At 57.0% G+C, this 19,177-nt stretch carries 10 protein-coding genes; 5 read left to right on the top strand and 5 right to left on the bottom strand.

Annotation, left to right across the window (positions count from 1 at the left end; genetic code table 11):
* Nucleotides 1–18: 18 nt before the first annotated feature.
* The 4 genes from NB063_RS24255 to NB063_RS24270 form a co-directional block, all read right to left on the bottom strand.
* Nucleotides 19–3,435 carry a transglutaminase family protein gene (locus tag NB063_RS24255; protein WP_250931585.1) on the bottom strand — a complete coding sequence of 1,139 codons (3,417 nt, stop codon included), beginning with the start codon at nucleotides 3,433–3,435 and terminating at the stop codon, nucleotides 19–21.
* Nucleotides 3,436–3,489: 54 nt separating this feature from the next.
* On the bottom strand, nucleotides 3,490–4,440 hold the full coding sequence (locus NB063_RS24260) for an alpha-E domain-containing protein (RefSeq protein ID WP_250931587.1): 951 nt from the start codon (nucleotides 4,438–4,440) through the stop codon (nucleotides 3,490–3,492).
* 95 nt (nucleotides 4,441–4,535) lie between these two features.
* Complete coding sequence (locus NB063_RS24265) at nucleotides 4,536–6,065, bottom strand: circularly permuted type 2 ATP-grasp protein (protein ID WP_250931606.1); 1,530 nt, start codon at nucleotides 6,063–6,065, stop codon at nucleotides 4,536–4,538.
* Between the two features lie 278 nt (nucleotides 6,066–6,343).
* Nucleotides 6,344–6,724 (bottom strand): nucleotide pyrophosphohydrolase, encoded by a 381-nt coding sequence (locus NB063_RS24270; protein ID WP_250931608.1) that lies wholly within the window; start codon nucleotides 6,722–6,724, stop codon nucleotides 6,344–6,346.
* A gap of 79 nt (nucleotides 6,725–6,803) precedes the next feature.
* Between NB063_RS24270 and NB063_RS32330 the strand changes: the two genes are divergently transcribed.
* Together NB063_RS32330 and NB063_RS24275 are read left to right on the top strand one after the other, a co-directional pair.
* Nucleotides 6,804–6,926 (top strand): hypothetical protein, encoded by a 123-nt coding sequence (locus NB063_RS32330; protein ID WP_261367565.1) that lies wholly within the window; start codon nucleotides 6,804–6,806, stop codon nucleotides 6,924–6,926.
* A gap of 21 nt (nucleotides 6,927–6,947) precedes the next feature.
* Nucleotides 6,948–8,177, top strand: coding sequence for a S49 family peptidase (locus tag NB063_RS24275; RefSeq protein WP_250931609.1), 1,230 nt, complete (start codon nucleotides 6,948–6,950; stop codon nucleotides 8,175–8,177).
* 119 nt (nucleotides 8,178–8,296) lie between these two features.
* Here NB063_RS24275 and NB063_RS24280 read toward each other — a convergent pair whose 3' ends face one another.
* Complete coding sequence (locus NB063_RS24280) at nucleotides 8,297–11,449, bottom strand: vitamin B12-dependent ribonucleotide reductase (RefSeq protein ID WP_250931611.1); 3,153 nt, start codon at nucleotides 11,447–11,449, stop codon at nucleotides 8,297–8,299.
* Between the two features lie 1,182 nt (nucleotides 11,450–12,631).
* Between NB063_RS24280 and nhaD the strand changes: the two genes are divergently transcribed.
* The 3 genes from nhaD (at nucleotide 12,632) to NB063_RS24295 (ending at nucleotide 19,161) form a co-directional block, all read left to right on the top strand.
* A complete protein-coding gene (nhaD, locus tag NB063_RS24285; protein ID WP_250931613.1) occupies nucleotides 12,632–13,963 on the top strand; it encodes a sodium:proton antiporter NhaD in 1,332 nt (443 codons plus the stop codon).
* Nucleotides 13,964–14,068: 105 nt separating this feature from the next.
* On the top strand, nucleotides 14,069–15,850 hold the full coding sequence (locus NB063_RS24290; RefSeq protein ID WP_407652703.1) for an efflux RND transporter periplasmic adaptor subunit: 1,782 nt from the start codon (nucleotides 14,069–14,071) through the stop codon (nucleotides 15,848–15,850).
* Complete coding sequence (locus tag NB063_RS24295) at nucleotides 15,850–19,161, top strand: efflux RND transporter permease subunit (protein WP_250931614.1); 3,312 nt, start codon at nucleotides 15,850–15,852, stop codon at nucleotides 19,159–19,161. The genes NB063_RS24290 and NB063_RS24295 overlap by 1 nt, the downstream gene beginning before the upstream one ends.
* Nucleotides 19,162–19,177 lie beyond the last annotated feature (16 nt).

Here is a 19,177-nt window from a genome sequence, read left to right on the forward strand (position 1 = left end):
GATACGCGAACCCACATTTTAGAGCCGACGCAGATCCATGGTAACCGGGTACGGTTCGGATCCCACAACGGGGGGCAATTTAGGGACCTGAATTTCCCCGCCCGTCATCGTGAACGCGTCAAATCTCGCCGCACGGCGGGATTCGGCTTCTTTTGCATTGATCGGGAAATTGTCGCTGCACACCCCACCCGGATGGACGGCGTGGTAGGTGCACCCACCAACGCTTCGCCGAGCTTTGAGGTCGACCAAGTCAAATTGCAGCGGCGTGTGAATCCCGATGGTCGGGTGGAGGCAGCGGGGCGGTTGCCAGGCGCGGTATTTTACACCCGCGACCGCTTGCCCGGTTACGCCGGTTCGATGCAGCGGTACCTGATGGCCGAAACAGGTCACCGCATATCGTCCCGGATCCATGCCTTCGACCAAAATCTGCAGTCGTTCGAGCGACGAATCGACGAACCTCGCCGTGCCACCAGAACCGGGCTCCTCGCCCATGACGTACCACGGTTCGATCGCGCTGCGAAGTTCCATGCGGACGCCATCGATGACGAGTTCGCCCATCAACGGGAAGCGGAATTCATGATGCGGGGCATACCAATCGGCCTTCACCGGTGCGCCCCGGCGGTGCAATTCGCCGGTCAGTTTTTTCAAGTCTTTCCAAACGAAATACGGCAACAGGAATCGGTCATAGAGCATTGGCCCCCATTGTGTCAGCGGCTCGTCATACGGCCGATCCCAGAACGCGGCGACCACGGCGCGGATCAACAGTTGTTGAGACAGACTCATCTGAGCGTGCGGTGGCATTTCAAATCCACGCAGTTCGACGAGCCCCAATCGTCCCGTTGAACTGTCGGGAGAGTACATCTTGTCGATGCAAATTTCCGCCCGGTGGGTGTTGCCGGTCGTATCGACGAGCAAGTCGCGGAACAGGCGATCAACGATCCAAGGCGCAACGTCCGCACCCATAGGCGGCAGTTGAGCGAGGGCGATTTCCATTTCGTAGACCGAATCGCTGCGCGCCTCATCCATCCGCGGCGCTTGGCTCGTCGGCCCGATGAACTTGCCGCTGAACAGATACGACAACGCCGGGTGGTTGTGCCAGAACCGGATCAAGCTGCCGAGCAGATGAGGACGTCGCATGAACGGACTGTCAGCCGGTTTGGCTCCGCCCATCACGACGTGGTTTCCGCCGCCGGTCCCGGTGTGGTGTCCGTCGAGGTCGAATTTCTCGGTTCCCAAACGCGACAATCGGGCTTCTTCGTAGAGCGTTTCAGTCAATTTGACCAGCGATCGCCAAGTCGACGATGGTTGCGTGTTGACTTCGATGACACCCGGATCCGGAGTGACTTTGAAGTAGTCGATGCGTTCGTCCGGTGGAGGAAGGTAGCCTTCGATCACAACCGGCAGGTCGGTCAGAGCACAGGTTTCTTCAACCGCTGAAACGAGATCGAGATAATCTTCGAGCCGTTGAGCGGGCGGCATGAAGACGTGTAATCGGCCGAAGCGCGCTTCGACACAGAGTGCGGTGTGCACAATGTCATTGTGCGTTGGCAAATCATCTTCATCGAAGTCATCGAGAGTTTGTTCATTGACTGCCGCGGCGGCCGAATCGCTCGGTCCACCGAGTCGTCCACCGCCGCCGGTGGTGCCGCCTTGGCGAGCGGCAACATAGCTTTCCATCCCGCGAGGTGTACCGCCCGCTGCATCGGGGCCGCGATACGGCGCCGGCAAAGGATTGTGACTGATCGTCGGGTCCAAGGGCGTCGAGTAGAAGGGCGCCGTGCTAAACGAATCCGATGGCAGGGTGTCCAACGGCAATCGCAAACCGATGGGCGACTCGCCTGGAATCAGGTAGATCTTTTCACTGCGGACGGGCCACTTTCCGCCGATCCATCCCGGTTTGGCCTGCCACCAGGCGCGACGCAGTGGCAAGACGTATCCCACCGGTGTGCCGAGTCCGTTGCCGAAGGTCCGCATCAACATTGCCCGCTCGTTAGGATCCTTTACACGGGGATCTGCAGGGTCGATGTCGACGGGGAGTCGGTCTTCTTTCCACAGGTAGTGAAAGATGTCCTCGTGGACCGGGAAGGTCATCTTGGCGCTAATGTTGAGTTCTCTCGATAACGTGCGGATGAACCGCCGTGCGTCTTCGTGAGTGTGTTTGTAGTCGCGCCCTTCGTCGGCCAACCATTTTTCATCGTTCCAAATTGGTTGTCCGTCGCGTCGCCATAGGCAGGTCAGCGCCCAACGCGGCAATTGTTCGCCGGGATACCATTTGCCTTGACCGTAGTGCAGCAAACTGCCGCCGGCGACTTGCTCCGTTTCGGCGAGTTTATCGCGGAAGCGTTTGAGCAATACGTTGCTGAGGACGCGTTTGTCTTCGCCGACCGCTTCGGTGTTCCATTGCGGATGGTCCATGTCGTCGATGGACACAAACGTCGGTTCGCCACCCATCGTCAGGCGGACGTCGCCCTCTTCTAGTTTTTTGTCGATCTCGTCGCCACAGTCGAGGATCTCATTCCAGACTTTTTCGGTGTAGGGTTTGGTTACCCGTGGGTCTTCGTGAACGCGGGTAACCTTCATGACGTGTTCGAAGGTGACTTCGCATGGTTGGTGTCCGCCCGTGATCGGAGCCGCGCCGGTATACATCGGGGTGCATGCCAACGGAATGTGTCCTTCGCCGGCGAGCAGTCCGCTTGTCGGGTCGAGTCCGACCCAGCCTGCGCCAGGCAGATAAACCTCGGTCCACGCGTGCAGGTCGCAGAAGTCTTCGGTTGGCCCTGAAGGCCCGTCGAGCGATTCTTGATCGGCAGCGAGTTGGATCAGGTACCCGGAAACAAATCTCGCGGCGAGGCCCATGTGTCGAAACGTTTCAACGAGCATCCACGCCGAATCGCGACAGGATCCGCTGCAAAGTGTGAGCGTTTCTTCGGGAGACTGCACGCCCGGTTCGAGTCGTATTTTGTAGTCGATCTGCTTCTGTGCTGCACGATTGACGTCGACGATGAAGTCGATCGTTCGCTCGTTGGATTGTGGCAGGGTTTCCATCCACGCTTTGAGCGCAGGCGTTAATTCACCGGGCTGCAAATACGCAGACAGCTGTTTGCGGGTGTCTTCGTCATACTCGAATGGGAACGTGCCAGCCGCATCGTCGACAAAAAATTCGAACGGGTTAATCACCGTCATGTCGGCGACGAGATCGACGGTGACACACAGGTGATCGATGGGTTTTTCAAAAACCAATCGGGCGATCGGGTTGGCGAACGGGTCCTGTTGCCAGTTCACAAAGTGTTCGTCAGGGCTGACCGTCAATTGGTACGCAGGAATCGGTGTCCGGCCGTGATATGCCGGTCGCAATCGAACCAATTGTGGTCCGACCATGATAGGGCGGTCGTACTTGTAGGAAGTTTTGTGATGCAGCGCGACGCGAATCGTCATAAAGGAACCAGGTGTGGATCAGGGGAAAGGCAACAGCGTCCGTGGAAGCTTTTCTTACGCTGGGATCAGGGCTTGGAAATAGTCTTCGGCGAGGGTGTTGCCGATGTCATTGAGTTCTAGCTGTAGGAGATCCACAAATTCGTGCATGCCTCCGGCGAGGACTTCTTCGACTTGGGTGAATGCCAAACGGTGTTTCAACGCATCGACTTTTTTGCTCGACTGACTCGATGTTTGTTTCCGCGACGCTTGATCAATTTCTCCGAGTGACCAACCGGCCGATGCGACACATCGGTGGACGCTACGGGGGAAGGTGCGGTTGAACAAAAAGAATCCGACGACATTCGGAATTGAGACTTCGTGGTAGTCACGCCGGTAGGCTTCGAAGCCACTGATCGCGAGTAGAAGCGCCGACCACTGCATGTCGTCAACCGCCGTACCGACGTGTTCGACCGAGGGCAGCAAATTGAAGTATTTCACGTCGAGGATGCGCGAGGTTTTGTCGGCGCGTTCAAGCATCCGTCCGACGTTGGCGAAGTGCCACGCGGTGTCCTGCGCCATGGTGCTCTCGAGCACACCGCTCCAGAGCAGCGTTTGTTGACGAATCTGGTCAAAGAATTGGCTTGTGCGATCGAGAGACTCGTTCCGGGAGGCTTCGTTGACGAAAAGGTAGAACTCGTTGATTTGTTCGAACGCTTCTGACGAGAGTTTTTCGCGAACGCCGCGGGCGTTTTCACGAGCCGCACGGAGGCACGTCAGCATCGAGTTGGGATACTCTTCGTCAAATGCGAGAAAGTTAACCACATTCTCTTGGTTGGGATGGCCGTATTTCTTCTTGAAGAACTCCTCATCGCCGGTCACGCGGACCAACGGTTCCCACGGATCGACAAGGTTTTCAGGTTGATCCAGGATCAGGTGGAGGGTGACTTCGAGGAACCGAGCGAGGTTCTCGGCACGCTCGATCTGGCGGCTCATCCAGTAAACGGATTCGGCAACACGTGAAAGCATGTTTGGAAGTTCGAGATAAAGAGAAAGGAGTGTGGAGCCGTGTGTGGAAACACGCTGCTGCGAGAAAAAGGAACAGCCACCATAGGGGCGGCGTTCTAAGGTCGCGCGACCGTCTGTCCTGGGCTGGCAACAACCCAAGTGTCTTTACTGCCACCGCCTTGTGACGAGTTGACCACGAGTGAGCCTTTTTTCAATGCGACACGGGTCAGGCCACCGGGGAGCACCCACACGTCGTCAGCACTTTCGCAGAGGATATATGGACGCAGGTCGACGTGACGTCCCTCTAATGTTTCGCCGGTCATGGTCGGGACGCGTGACAGCTGCAGCGTGGGCTGAGCGACGTAGTTTCGGGGATTCTCGCGTATCTTTTCCGCAAACTCAGCTCGCTGTTCGTCCGTCGCGTGAGGCCCGATCAGGATGCCGTATCCGCCAGATTCACCGGCCGCTTTGACAACCAGTTCATCTAGGTGGGCGAGTACATAACTCCGGTCCTCCTCGCGTTCACAGAGATAGGTCGGAACGTTGTTGAGGATCGGTTCTTCACCGAGGTAGAACCGAATCATCTCGGGGACAAACGCGTACACGACTTTGTCGTCGGCGACGCCCGTTCCCGGTGCGTTTGCCAACGCGACGTTGCCGGCGCGATAGGCCCGCATCAACCCGGGCACGCCGAGGACGGAGTCCTTGTTAAACACTTCGGGATCCAGGAACGTGTCATCGACCCGGCGATAAATCACATCAACCTGTTGTCGGCCATCGGTCGTCAGCATGTAAACGTGATCGTTTTCGACAACCAAGTCGCGTCCCTCAACCAGTTCGACGCCCATTTGATGGGCTAGGAACGAGTGTTCGTAGTAGGCGCTGTTGTAGACGCCGGGGGTCAGAACGACCACGGTCGGGTTCGGCAAGTCGGGAGCCATCCGGCGGAGCATCTGGTAGAGCCGGGCGGGATAGTCGTTGACGGGGCGAACGCTCGAATCGGCGAAAGCGCGGGGAAAGTTCTTCTTCATGACCGCGCGGTTTTGCAGCACATACGACACGCCTGACGGACAGCGGAGGTTGTCTTCGAGAACAAAGACGGCGCCTTCGTTGTCACGAACCAAGTCGGTGCCGGTGATGTGACACCACACACCCGCTGGAGGTTTTAATCCCTTGCACTGCGGCAGATATTGCGGGCAAGAATCGACAATGCGCGCCGGGATAAGCCCTTCTTTGATGATTTGACGTTCGTTGTAAACGTCATCGAGGAATCGGTTCAGCGCCCGAATTCGCTGTTTCAATCCCAGTTCGACGTCAGACCACACCGACGCCGAGATGATCCGAGGAATGATGTCGAAAGGCATGATTTTCTCAGTGCCTTGTTCGTCGCTGTAGACCGTGAACGTGATGCCCATTTGGTACAGCGAGCGTTCGATTGCTCGTTGCCGGCGATTGAGTTCACCGACGGGAAGGCGATTGATGAGGTCCACCAACGCGACGGCGTCAGGGCGGGCGACGCTGTCGGCACAGACGACTTCGTCGTAAAAACCTTCGGCTAGATAACCTTCCAGCTTGGGATATTCAGAAGACGACACGGATGAGTCCGTCGATTGGGACTGTGACTGCGATTGCATAGAATGATCCATCTCTCGCGTGGTCAGTCCGCCTCTGACAACGTGGAAGTTTTCGTTTTAGGAAGAGCATTTAGTGTATCGCAAACGATCACGCGATACACGATTCGCAGCATAATGTTTGGCAATGCGGTCTCGTTTGCCGCAATTCCAGTTCTTCGGTAGTCAATGTCGCCACGGGTGGTCCGGCGCTGCCGGATGGCGATTGGTTGTTTTCCGATCATTCGGGCCGCTGGCGGCGGATTGGTCATCTTAGCGGGGGATCGAATCCCGGTTGGCTGGCACCGGTCCGCTCAGGAAGCGTTTTCGCCAGAAAACTTGTTGCCCTCGACGGGATATTTCACCGCGTTGCGGATCATTTTGGCGTGGAGCGTCGTGGCGAGGTCGATGTCGAGTTTATTTGCCATGGCGAGAAGGTAGGCCAGACAGTCGGCAACCTCTTCACTGACGGCCAACCGCGTGTCGGGATCGTCCATCACGTGGAGCGATTGTTCGGCAGTAAGCCACTGGAAGTGCTCCATCAATTCCGCGGTTTCAATGGCCAGCGACATCACCAAGTTTTTGGGGGTATGGAAGCGGTGCCAGTTGCGTTCGTCGACGAATTGTTCGACGACTTGTTTGAGCTCTCGAACCGAAGTCTGTTCGTCGGTCGAACTGTGTTGCAAGTCAGTCATGAAAGTTCATTTCGTAGGGGAGCGAGTTGGAAAGGTGTGAGGATTGGGTGCACGGTGGCGGTCATTCGAGTCGTGTTGGATGATCTGGTCGCGATCGGTTCGCGGGAATCCTTTGGCTGACATGGGTGGCGTGGTCGATGTCCTGACGATGTGGCCTGAGTCTTATTTACTCGATGGAACGAGCGAGGATGGTCACCGATAACGCTTTCATGGACGATTCCCAATGCTCACCCGACTTGTTGGATCACATCGCGCCCCCCGGCAATCGCTACGTCTGGCCGGATTGCCGTCTCTCGCCCTGTTGGTCGGCGGATTGCTTGTGGTGGCGTCGATCGGTTGCCAAACCCCGATCAGGGCGCTGGTCGGCGGCAAAATGAATCTCGGCGGGAAAATGGGGGTCGATGGTGATATCCGCATGAGCGGTGAGATGGTCACGGTCAGCCGTAGCGACAACACGGCAACGCCGATTCGCACCGTCCAGGTCGATGGGTACCAAAATGCAGGCGGTGGTCGGATCGCGATCGTCGATGTCGACGGCCTGATCGTCAATCGCAATTTCAGCGGCCTGAATTCGATGGGCGAAAACCCGGTCGCATTGTTCCGCGAGAAAATGCGCCGCATCGAATGCGACGGCTCCATTTCGGCCGTGGTGCTGAGGATCAATACGCCCGGTGGCGGCGTGACGGCGACGGATATCCTCGCCCACGACGTTGCGAACCTGAAGCAGTGCCGGAACATTCCGGTCGTTGCGTGTTTGATGACGACCGGATGCGGCGGCGGATATTATCTGGCAACGCACGCCGATCAGATCGTCGCGCACCCGACATCGGTCGTCGGCGGGATTGGCGTGATCCTCAATACCTACAACATGCAAGACACGCTGGCGCAGTACAACATCATTCCCGTGCCCGTGAAATCCGGTGAGAAGATCGACCTGGGATCACCCGAGCGGACGATGGAAAAACACGAGCGTGCGATTTTGCAAACGATGGCGAACCAATTTCATGATCGGTTCATCGCCCAAGTCCGTAGCGCACGCGGCCAACGATTGGTCGAAGGCGAAGAACTGCTTTCGCTCGGGTTGAGCGACAAGGAGAAAGACGTCGAGGAAGATGACTTCGACGACGAAGGGGCCCGCCGTGATCTCGGCGAGCTATTCGACGGACGCGTTTGGACGGGTGAGCAAGCCGTCGCGTTGGGCCTCGTCGACAGCACCGGGTATCTCGACGACGCGATCGAAATTGCCGGCCGGATGGCAGGTTTGCCGGAGAACGCGCCCGTCGTGCTGCTGCGTCGTGACAATGATCGCGCGTTGAGCGAATTCGACGTCACCCCGAACTCGCCGATGAGTTCGCTGTTGCCGTTGAGTATCCCGGGACTGGACCGGTCGAAGATGCCGACGTTCCTGTATCTGTGGCAACCCGAGCCGAGTTTTGTGACGGCTGGAGGTTGATACCTGATGCGAGCCCGGGGCGCACAAAAAACGGCGACCACCAAGTGATCGCCGTTTAAGGGTTTATCAGTCTCGCCGGGGCGAGTGCGTTTCAGGACGAGCTGCCTCGTCGGTGACGATTAGCTGCAGCCCATCGAATTACCACAGTTGTGGCAGAGGTAGCAGTTGCCGTTGCGGACGGTGATGCTGCCGCAGTTGTCACAACTCGGTGCGTCGGTTTGGAATCGCGAGAACTGATCGGCTTGGCCGCCAAGCTGAACTTCCGGTTTGGGTTCGGTGCGGCCGTTATGCGAACCGTTGCTACCCGAAATGCTGGCCATCATGATCGCCCGCTCGGCGATCGCGACGGCGGCACCGGCATCATTCTTGAGTTCTTGCATGACCGAGCTGGTTCCCTTGGCTGGCGAACCGGCCACGGCGACACCGTTTTCGACCGTCACGCCGCCCAGAATTTCGTTACCCGCTGCGGTTTCGGGGCCATTGCCCGGTGAGGCTTGCGGGGCGTGATCGTGTCCGGACATGAATGTGATTCCGAGCCAACGTGCGATGTAATCGACGACGCTTTTCGCGATCCGAATGTCTTTGTTTGACGTGTGACCCATCGGTTCAAACCGGGTGTGGCTGAACTTGTTGACAAGCACGTCCAACGGCACGCCGTACTGCAACGCGATCGAGAGTGCGGTGCCGAAGCTGTCCATGATACCGCCGATCGTGGAACCTTCTTTGGCCATCGTGATGAAGATTTCACCAGGTCGACCGTCCGGATACAGGCCCACGCACAGATAGCCTTCGTGGCCGGCGATCGTAAATTTGTGTGTCAGGCTTTGGCGGGTGTCGGGCAGTCGTTCACGGCTCGGTTTGTAGACGATCTTCTCGACGGTCTTGGTGACGACCTTGGTCGCACCGGCTTCGGCCGATTCGTCTTGTTTCGTATTGAGCGGTTGAGACTGCTTGCTGCCGTCGCGGTAGATCGCGATCGCTTTCAAGCCCAGTTCCCATCCCCAGAAGTAGGCGTCGGCGATGTCTTGTGGTGTGACATCGGTAGGCATGTTAACGGTCTTGGAGATCGCACCGGAGAGGAACGGCTGCGCGGCCGCCATCATTGTGATGTGAGCACGCCATCCGATGCTGCGGATACCGTTGGCCGGTTTGAAAGCACAGTCGAACACGGGGAGGTGTTCATCTTTGAGTCCCGGGGCACCCTCGATGGTGTCGTTTTCATCGACATACTTCAGGATCTCGTCGATCGTGACTTGGTTGTACCCGAGTGTCTTCAAACCGAGTTTGACGGTTTGGTTGACGATCTTAAGCATCCCGCCACCGGCGAGTTGTTTGTACTTCACCAACGCGATATCGGGCTCGATACCGGTGGTGTCGCAGTCCATCATGAAACTGATCGTTCCGGTCGGTGCGAGTACTGTGGCTTGAGCGTTGCGGAAACCGTACTTCTTGCCGATCTGCGTGACTTCGTCCCAGAGTTCTTGAGCGGCGGCTTTGAGTTCCGGCGGTCCGCCATCGCTGATTTCGTCGCAGGCGGCGCGGTGCATTTCCATCACGCGGTTCATCGGCTCTTCGTTGCCTTGGTAGCCTTCGAACGTTCCGACGACCGCAGCCATTTCGGCACTGGTCCGGTTGGCTTCGCCGTGCAGTAACGCCGTGAGCGATCCGCACAAACCACGAGCGGCGTCGCTGTCGTAAGGCAGTCCGGCGGTCATGACAACGCTGCCGAGGTTCGAGTAGCCGAGTCCGAGCGGGCGATACAGGTGGCTGTTGCGTGCGATCGGTTCGGTCGGGTAGCTCGCGTGGTCAACGAGGATTTCTTGAGCGATGAAGAAAATCCGAGCGGCAGCGCGGAATCGATCCACGTTGAAGCTGCCGTCTTTCTCGACGAACTTCATCAGGTTGATGCTCGACAGGTTGCACGCGGTGTCGTCGAGGAACATGTACTCGCTGCATGGGTTCGACGCGTTGATCGCACCGCTGTTCGGGCAGGTGTGCCATTTGTTGATGGTCGTGTCGTACTGCACGCCGGGGTCACCGCAGTGCCAGGCGCACTCGGCCATCTTGTTGAGCAATTCCTTGGCGTCGTACTTGGGCGCCGTTTCGGTCGGTTTGTCGGTGACCCAACGGGTTTGCCACTGTTCACCCTTGCGAACGGTTTCCATGAAGTCGTCGGTCAAACGGACCGAGAGGTTGGCGTTTTGGAAGCACACGCTGCTGTAGGCTTCGCCGTTGAAGTTCGATTCGTAACCTTCACGAATCAACGCGTGGGCTTTCTTCTCTTCGGCCCATTTGCACTCGATGAACTCGAGAATGTCTGGGTGCCAAACTTTGAGGGACTGCATCTTGGCGGCGCGGCGGGTCTTGCCGCCTGATTTCACGACGCCGGCGATCGAGTCATAAACCCGCATGAAGGAAAGTGGGCCCGAAGGGGTTCCGCCACCGGAGAGTTTTTCGCGTTGGCTGCGGATCGTCGACAGGTCGGTGCCGGTACCGCTGCCGAATTTGAACAACATCGCTTCGCTGCAGGCGAGTCGCATGATGTCTTCCATGTTGTCATCGACACTTTGGATGAAACAGGCCGACCCTTGCGGGAACTCGTAGGGGTTTTCTGGTTGCGCGGTGGTCTTGGTTTCGGCGTCCCAGTGCCAGTTGCACTTCGCACCCGTGACGCCGTATTGAGCGTGCAGGCCGACGTTAAACCAGACGGGGCTGTTGAAGGCACCGTGTTGGTGCAAGCACAACCAAGTCAGGTCGCGATAGAAACGCTCGCCGTCTTCGGCGGTATCGAAGTAGCCGTCAGACAACCCCCAGTCGGTGATTGTTCGGGTGACGCGATGGATCAGTTGGCGAACGCTCCGCTCACGCTCACCCTCGGTGCCCGGATCACCGTAAAAATACTTCGACACCACGACGTTGGTCGCCAATTGGCTCCAACTCGAAGGCACTTCGCAATCGTTTTGCTCGAACAGGACTTTGCCGCTCTCGTCCTTGATCGCCGCGCTACGCAAATCCCACTGAGTCGTCGCGAAAGGAGTACGACCGTCATCGGGACAGAACCGCGAATCGATCTTGAGTCCCTCGCGGTCACCCCGCGGTTGAGCGTTGAACTTCTGTTGAGCGTATTCAACCCCGTGTTCGGCGTCGACTTTCTCCAGGGCTGGATCGTTGTGTGGCGACCGTGACGATTCGGCGTGATCACCGAGACGATCCGATTTCGAGACGGTGTGTTTGGATTTGGTAGCGGTTTCAGTAGGCAAAACGGTGGACATAATTGGTTCACAGGCTCCGGAAAGAAGGCATCCTTGTGGCGGTCATCCTTGCGCAATTCTTTCAGAGAGAATCGAAAGTTGCAGCGGAATCAGAAAAGATCATTGGGTCAGGGATCAAAGCATTTTGCCTGTCCACATATCAGCTACTCACTCCCGAAAACCGGGAAGGGCGGGCCATTGGTATCGGTAATACGCGAACCGCAAATTCGTTCTAAAACGAATTGCTATCACTACCGGTAGTGGCTTCCATGCCTTCGAGGCACTACATGTGGACGACGAGGGGAATGTTAGGGAATTGTAAGGATGTGTCAACGAAAATTTTCGGACGGTCCTAAGTCGCTTCTCAGGCATGAGTTGCGGAAGGACTCACGGACGGCATGATGCGTGTTGTGTGTCCCCCTTTGTGACGTAACTTGCTTTGCGGTGATGGTTTAGTAAAAAGCCGCCTGGTGGCTCAAACCGCTGTGGAAAAAATGTCAGAAGTTTCTTTTTTTGCCGGCTCTTCGTGAAAGCCTCACAGGAATCGACAATCCGGCCGGCAAGATGGTTCGGTTAGGGCGATTTTCCGTGGGATTTCGGAATGTCCTAACTCTTTAGGGGGTGAGGCCCGGGAGGGAGCGAGTGTGGGGGAGAAAATTGAGCCATCCCGGCGTGATGGATTCTTTACGGGACATTTAGTCCGCTTTTCGAGGCGAAGTGGTTGTGCTGTCTCGCGTTGATCGCTTGAAGCGCGGGATTGTCTTCATCTCGCAGAGGTTGTCCGCCTCCATGGGGGTGGGGCTGTTGGTCGTCTCCTCTTGGATGGTCTGAGTCTCCGATGATTCGTGCAATCTGCTGCATGGTGAGTGTGCAAGAGATTGCATGAATGCGGTGAGCAATGGCGGCAGCCCGGATCGACGTGGCGATTCATTACGGCAGTTTGAAGTGGCGATTGACGTTGTCCGCCGCGTGGTGTCCCCGGAATCGGGTGACGGTGGTACGCGGTGTGCTTTCGGGCGCTGCCTGCACCGAGCAGGTGTCACTGCGAGCCTCTTCCGATTCCGCGGTCACCTCGTCATTGTTCCGTCTTCGCGCCTGGTCCCGGTGGACGCAAGACCGACGTGGTGTCAAATCTTGCTCGCCGCCCTGCCTCCATCGCATCCCAAAGATGCCGCACACAGCCACACCCTTCGAAGCCCTTTGATGCACACCCTGATCGTCGTCGTTTTCGTCCTCGGTTATCTCGCCATCGCGCTTGAGCACAAAATCAAAGTCAACAAGGCGGCCAGTGCTCTGTTGATCGGTGTCGTCTGCTGGGCGCTGTATGTGGTCAATCTCGATGCGTTCATTGTGCCGGATTCCATCCCATCGTGGTTTCAGATGGAGGCGATGGAAGAAGGCGTGAAGGAGCTGCCACTGCACTACGCGATCGACGTGCAGCACCTCAGTCAGACCGGTGAGATCGCGAGCATTCTGCTTTTCTTGATGGGGGCGATGACGATCGTCGAGTTGGTCGATTCGCACGAAGCGTTCGCGTTGATCACCGACCGCATTCGAACGACGAGTAAACGCACGCTGCTGTGGTTGGTCGCTTTCTTGACGTTTTCGATGTCGGCGATTTTGGACAATCTCACCACGACGATTGTCATGGTTTCATTGCTTAAGAAATTAGTGCGTGACCGCGAGGACCGATTGCGGTTCGTCGGTTTGGTGGTCATCGCTGCCAACGCGGGAGGGGCGTGGACGGTGATCGGAGACGTGACGACGACGATGTTGCGGATCCAACACAAGATCGGAACTGTCGAGGTGATGCAAGAATTGTTCGTGGGCAGTCTGGTGTGCGTGCTTGTCCCATTGATTGGATTCACGTTTTCGATGAGCGGCACGCTCGCACCGGTCCAATCCGAACGGGAAGTGAGGAGCGATATCCGTCCGTGGCATCAATGGGTGTTCTTGATTCTTGGGTTGGCTGCATTGTTGGGTGTCCCCGTTTTTAAGACGCTCACTCACCTGCCACCCTACATGGGCATGATGCTCAGCCTTTCGGTGCTTTGGATCGTATCGGAGCTCGTCGGTCACACCCTCAACGAAGAGACTCGCTCGACGACCGGTGTGCTCGCGGCGTTGAAGCGGGTGGACATGTCGAGCATTCTGTTTTTTCTCGGGATCCTGCTGGCGGTCGGGTGTCTCGGCGCGACGGGGACGCTTCAGTCAACGGCGTTGTGGCTCGATCAAGTTTTGCCCAACCGGGAAACCGTTGCGATCGTGATCGGGTTGGTATCGTCGGTGGTGGACAACGTGCCCTTGGTGGCCGCGGGGATGGAGATGTATTCCTTTCCGATGAACGATCCCTTTTGGATGTTGTTGGCCTACTGCGCCGGGACCGGCGGCAGTTCTTTGATCATCGGATCGGCGGCGGGCGTTGCGGCGATGGGGCTCGAGCACATCGATTTTCTGTGGTACCTGCGTCGCGTCGCGTTCTGGGCGGTGGTGGGATATTTGGCGGGGGCTGTTGTTGTGGTTGCGACGTTGTAGGCTACGAAGCTTGACGGCCGCGGAGGCTGAGATGTTTCCTGGTTGCTACTCTTCTAACGTTGCCACTGCTCAGTTTTCCTCGCCGAACTTCATCGGACCGGTTCCTTGTCCACATCTTCACTGTCGCAATCTTCTCCTCCCACATCGATCGCATCTCGTCGTCGCGTTCGATCGTTCCCCTCACCTCGTATCCTTACCGCGTTTCTGGTCACGACGCCACTGTTGGTTGCAGTCGGTTGTAGTGAGCCTCCCCCGTTGGCGACCGCGAAATCGCCGCGGCCGATAACTGTGATGACGTTACAGGAATCGGTCCCTGAGTCGACTTACCAAGCATCAGGGAGTGTGAAGTCGTGGAAGACCGAGGACATCGGTTTTGAAGTTTCCGGACGCGTCGAGTGGGTCCGGGAGCCGGGACAGGACGTCGATGGACGGATCGTTGATCCCGATGGCGTGTTGGTGCAGGAAGGCACTCCGTTGGCCCAAATCGAACCGGACCGGTACGATATTGCGGTCGAAGCCGCCGAGGCGAATTTAGAAGTCGCCCGATTGCGCAAAGAGAACATCCAAATCCGCATTGACGATGCCCTGCCCGCTGAACTGCGGTCGGCGGAGGCGAATTTGGAACTGGCAAAAATCGAATTCGGCCGTATGGAAAGGTTGAAAGACCAAAACGCGGCATCGAAATCCGAATACGACCAGGCGGAAAACGCTGTTCGAACACGCGACGCGTCGATCAAATCGATCGAGGCCAGCATGAAGCAGGCCGAGGCCGAATTACAGTCTGCCATAGCGGAGATCAAACGTGCTGATCAGTCGCTACGCGATGCCCGCCGCGATCTCGCCAACACGACGTTGTACGGTTCCTACCAAGGGCAGATCTCGGAAGTGATGGTCGTTCCCGGCAGTGTCGTGTCGGCGGGAACTCCGGTACTCACGCTCCAGATGACCAACCCGATCACGGTCGAAGTGGAGTTGTCTGCCGAACAATCCAGGAGCATTCGCAGTCGGCGAAGTTTGACCACAACGTTTCTCTTGCCCGATGGCACCGAGCGAACCGTGATGGCGTTGGTGTATAGCATCGACCCGAGTGCGGATCCGACGACGCGAACGTTCACCATGACGCTGCTACTACTCAACGAAAAGTTCCGCGACGATTTGCCGCCATCGATTTCATCCGACACCGTCGCTCGCAGTGAAAATGTTTGGCCGTTACAGCTGAACCGAATGATGGGAACGTCCGATGACGTGATCTTGGTGGAAGATGCCGCGATCGTGCACGATGACCGGGGTGCGTTTATTTATGTGATCACCAATGCCCAACTACAGGAGCCGATACCACCGGTGCTCAAGGTGCGACCGCAAAGGTTAATCGAAAAGGACTTGCGGATCCCGTTCCTCGGCAATTGGGTTTTTCGCTCGGTCGAATTTGTCGACGACGAACGCAGGCCGGCTGAGGTGCCACTCACGACGCTCTACGTCGGTGAAATTGAAACGGGAGAGAATGATGCACCGAATTGGGATGGCGAGTCGGTCGCACTCGATGCCGGCTCGGTTTGGATGCTCCGTCCGGGAGATTTGGTGACCGTCGACTTGGCGAGCAATGATGTCGCACCCGGGTTCTATGTTCCCATCGAAGCGATCTACCGCGAACTCGATGAGTCTTTTGTTTTTACGGTCGAAGAAGGCAAAGCAAAACGGATTGCCGTAACGATGCACACCAACGACAGCCAAGAAAAAAACTCTTTGGTTGAAATCGAAATCCCGCAGCTGACCTCAGGAATGACGATCATTGTCGGAGGCGTTCACTATTTAAGAGATGGGGAGGTGGTGCAAATCGTTAGGCAGCATCATGTCGAGAAACTGGCCTCCGGGGCGGAGTCGCTCTAATGGGACTACCTGCTGCTGCGGTGAAATATCGCACGATCGTTGCATCGTTGTCCTTATTGGCGATGGTATGGGGCGCGATCACTTTCGTGACGATCCCTCGCCGCGAAGATCCTCAATTCACGATTCGTGTTTGTGTCGTGTCCACGTCTTGGCCGGGCGCACCGGCGGAGACGGTTGAGGAATTGATTACCGACAAGATCGAGCAAGCTCTGATCAGCATCGAGGAAGTTGACATCACACGGTCAACGACTTTGACCGGCCAATCGACCGTTTTTGTTGAACTCGAAGATCGAATTCCACCGGCGGACATTCAAAACGTTTGGGATAAGGTTCGCGCGCGCGTCGATTTGGTTCCCATGCCTGCGTCCGATGTTCGTCCGGTCGTCAACGACGAGTTTGGCGACACGTCGGTGTTGCTGCTTGCGGTGCATCAGATTCCTTCTCACGGTCGTGAGGAGGTGCGAGAGGGCGACGAGTATTCCGCACGCCAACTCGAGTTATTCGCCGAGGATGTTCAAGACGCATTGCGATTGCTGCCGGGCATCGCAAAAGTTGAAATGTTTGGCGAGCGTGACGAAGCGATCTACATCGAAACGGATCTAGCGAATTGGGCGCAGCTCGGGCTTACCACGGCGCAATTGCAATCGCTCGCTCGAGAACGCAACATCATTCAGGCGGGCGGCGAGCTCGATACCGCCTCGGGTCATTACAGCGTCAAGACCGAGGGCGAGTTCAACGCGGTTCGAGAGATCGAGCAGATCGCCAGCACGGTGCGAACGGGCACCGGTGACAATAGCGTGCCTTTGAAGCAGCTCGGTTTGACGGTCACCCGCGGCGTGGAGGATCCGGCCGACTATTTGTGCCGCTTTGGTGATGAAACGAGTGCGGTGCCCGCGGTGATGTTGGGCATCACGATGAAATCGGGGGCGAGCATCATCGATGTCTGTGAGGCCGCGAAGCAGCGCGTCGACGAGATGTTGCACATCGAAAAACGGTTGCCGCCGGATGTGGCGGTGACGGCAGTCTCGGATCAGTCGACCAGCGTTGAAAAGAAAATCACAGACGTGATCGTCAATGTGATCGAAGCGGTTTTGATTGTCGTGATCGTGGTCTATGTCGTCGTAGGATTTCGTACTTCGTTCGTGATGGCGGCGAACATTCCGATCGTGGTCGTGGTTTCGATCGGGCTTATCTCATTGTTCGGGGTTGAACTCGAGCAGATCTCGCTCGCGGCGTTGATCATTTCGTTGGGTTTGTTGGTCGACAACGCGGTCCAGGTATGCGACCAAGCTCGTTCGAACCAGATCGCCGGAATGGAACCATTTCCCGCAGCGATTGAAGGCGCCAATACTTTGGCGATTCCGATGTTGGTTGGGACTTTGACGACGATGGCGGCCTTTGTTCCGATGCTGTTTTCGCTGGAGGGAGGCGGCAAGGAATACGTATATAGCCTGCCGGTGACCGTCTCGACGACATTAGCGTTGAGTTGGCTGTTGGCGATGACGTTGTGTGTGATTTTGGCGGGGATTTTTATTCGTGTTCCGCACCCCGAAGCTCCGAGTTCGCCGGTCGTTGCCGCGTTTGGTGCAACGCAAAGATGGGTGTCACGATTGTTTCGATCCAAGAATCGGACGCCTGCGGACGAACCATCGACGAAACGGCACCATGAGAATTTGGCGTATCGTGTTTATGGCGTGATCGGTCGTTGGGCGGTGAATCACGCATGGCTCACACTCATCATGACTCTTGCGTTAATCGTCGGGATTTTGATGCTGCCGGTCAGTTCCGAATTCTTCCCAGAGGCGGCGGGGACCCAGTTTGCGGTGAAGGTGATTTTGCCCGAGACGGCCACAATTGACCAAACCAGCCGGGCGGCTGCCGAAGTGGAAGCGATTATTCGGCGGTTAAGCCAGCAACAGCCCGAGGACAAACCTTGGCTGCGTTCCTACCGCACGCTCGTCGGTGGTGGCGGTTCGCGATGGCATTTGAGTTGGAGTCCGGAGCCAAAGAACCGTTCTTTCGCGGAAATCCTCGTTCGCACGACCGACACTTCGGTAACGCCGCTGTATGTCGAGCGGGTACGCGAGGTTGCCCAACGCGGTGACGCCGAGCTGGGGATTCCGCCCGTCGTTGGCGCACGCGTGGTCCCGATTCAGTTGGCTCTCGGTCCACCGGCGGATCCGTTGTTGTTTCGAATTTCGGGCAACGGCTTTGCCAACCCAGCGGTCTTGCGGAAGGCGGCGAAACGCCTCAAAGAGATTGTTGATGATCAACCCGAAACATGGGACGTGGCGGATTCATGGGGCATCGACGGTTACCAAATTCGTGTCGACGTCGATCCGGATCGGGCGACGCTCGCCGGCGTGACCAACTCGCAAGTCGCACAGACGCTCAACTCTTATTACTCGGGTTTGCAGTTGACGACATTCCGCGAAGGAGATCATCAAGTTCCTGTGTATTTCCGGTTGAAGCAAAGCCAGCGGAAATCGATCAGTGGGTTGCAGGAGTCGTTTGTCGAGGGTGACAACGGCAAGGTGCCGTTAGCGTCGATCGCGTCGCTCGAGCCGACGTTTGAGCTGGCAAAAATTGGACGTCGGAACATGAACCGAACCATCGAAGTGACGTCGCGAATGGAACCCGGCGTCACCGGAAACGATGTGGTCTCGCGGGTGCTGAAGTCAGATGAAATGCGAGCGCTTAAAGAGAGTTTGCCTGTCGGCTATTGGATCGAACCAGGTGGGGCCTATGAAGAAAGTGCCGAGTCGGGCGGGCAGATGATGAAATCATTTGCGATCTCGTTCGTGTTGATCGTGCTGTGTTTAGTCTTCCAGTACAACGGATGGCTGCGGCCGCTGATTATCATGTCGACGCTACCGATCGCGTTGGTGGGGGCGTGGCTGGGGCTGTATTTGTTCGACGAGTCGCTTGGTTTCATGCCTCAACTCGGGATTTTGGCCTTGTTCGGTATCGTGCTCAACACGGCGATCATCTTTATCGAGTTTGCTGACATCTTGATCAACGAAAAGCTTGCGGCGAAAATCAAAGCGGCGGGTGATGGCGGTAGTGAAGTCGAACTCACACCACGTCTCTCGTTTGAGGAAGTTCGAGAGTGCTTGATCGAGGCGGGCAAGCAACGAATGCTTCCGATCTTCTTGACAACCGCGACGACGGTGGGTGGTTTGGTGCCGTTGGCGCTCAGCGGTGGACCACTGTGGGAAGGACTTGCCTACTGCATGATCGTCGGGCTGAGTCTGACAACGGCGCTGACTCTCGTGGTCATTCCTGCTCTCTATGCTGTCACGCGACGTTGAAGGGCATGTCCTGGTT

The sequence above is a fragment of the Aporhodopirellula aestuarii genome, assembly GCF_023701485.1.
Taxonomy (GTDB): Bacteria; Planctomycetota; Planctomycetia; order Pirellulales; family Pirellulaceae; genus Rhodopirellula; species Rhodopirellula aestuarii.

Coding starts and splice junctions, on each gene's coding strand:
- NB063_RS24275 (WP_250931609.1), top strand. CDS start 6,948: ATGCTCACCCGACTTGTTGGATCACATCGCGCCCCCCGGCAATCGCTA.
- NB063_RS24265 (WP_250931606.1), bottom strand. CDS start 6,065: ATGGATCATTCTATGCAATCGCAGTCACAGTCCCAATCGACGGACTCA.
- NB063_RS24295 (WP_250931614.1), top strand. CDS start 15,850: ATGGGACTACCTGCTGCTGCGGTGAAATATCGCACGATCGTTGCATCG.
- NB063_RS32330 (WP_261367565.1), top strand. CDS start 6,804: ATGATCTGGTCGCGATCGGTTCGCGGGAATCCTTTGGCTGACATGGGT.
- NB063_RS24255 (WP_250931585.1), bottom strand. CDS start 3,435: ATGACGATTCGCGTCGCGCTGCATCACAAAACTTCCTACAAGTACGAC.
- NB063_RS24260 (WP_250931587.1), bottom strand. CDS start 4,440: ATGCTTTCACGTGTTGCCGAATCCGTTTACTGGATGAGCCGCCAGATC.
- nhaD (WP_250931613.1), top strand. CDS start 12,632: ATGCACACCCTGATCGTCGTCGTTTTCGTCCTCGGTTATCTCGCCATC.
- NB063_RS24270 (WP_250931608.1), bottom strand. CDS start 6,724: ATGACTGACTTGCAACACAGTTCGACCGACGAACAGACTTCGGTTCGA.
- NB063_RS24280 (WP_250931611.1), bottom strand. CDS start 11,449: ATGTCCACCGTTTTGCCTACTGAAACCGCTACCAAATCCAAACACACC.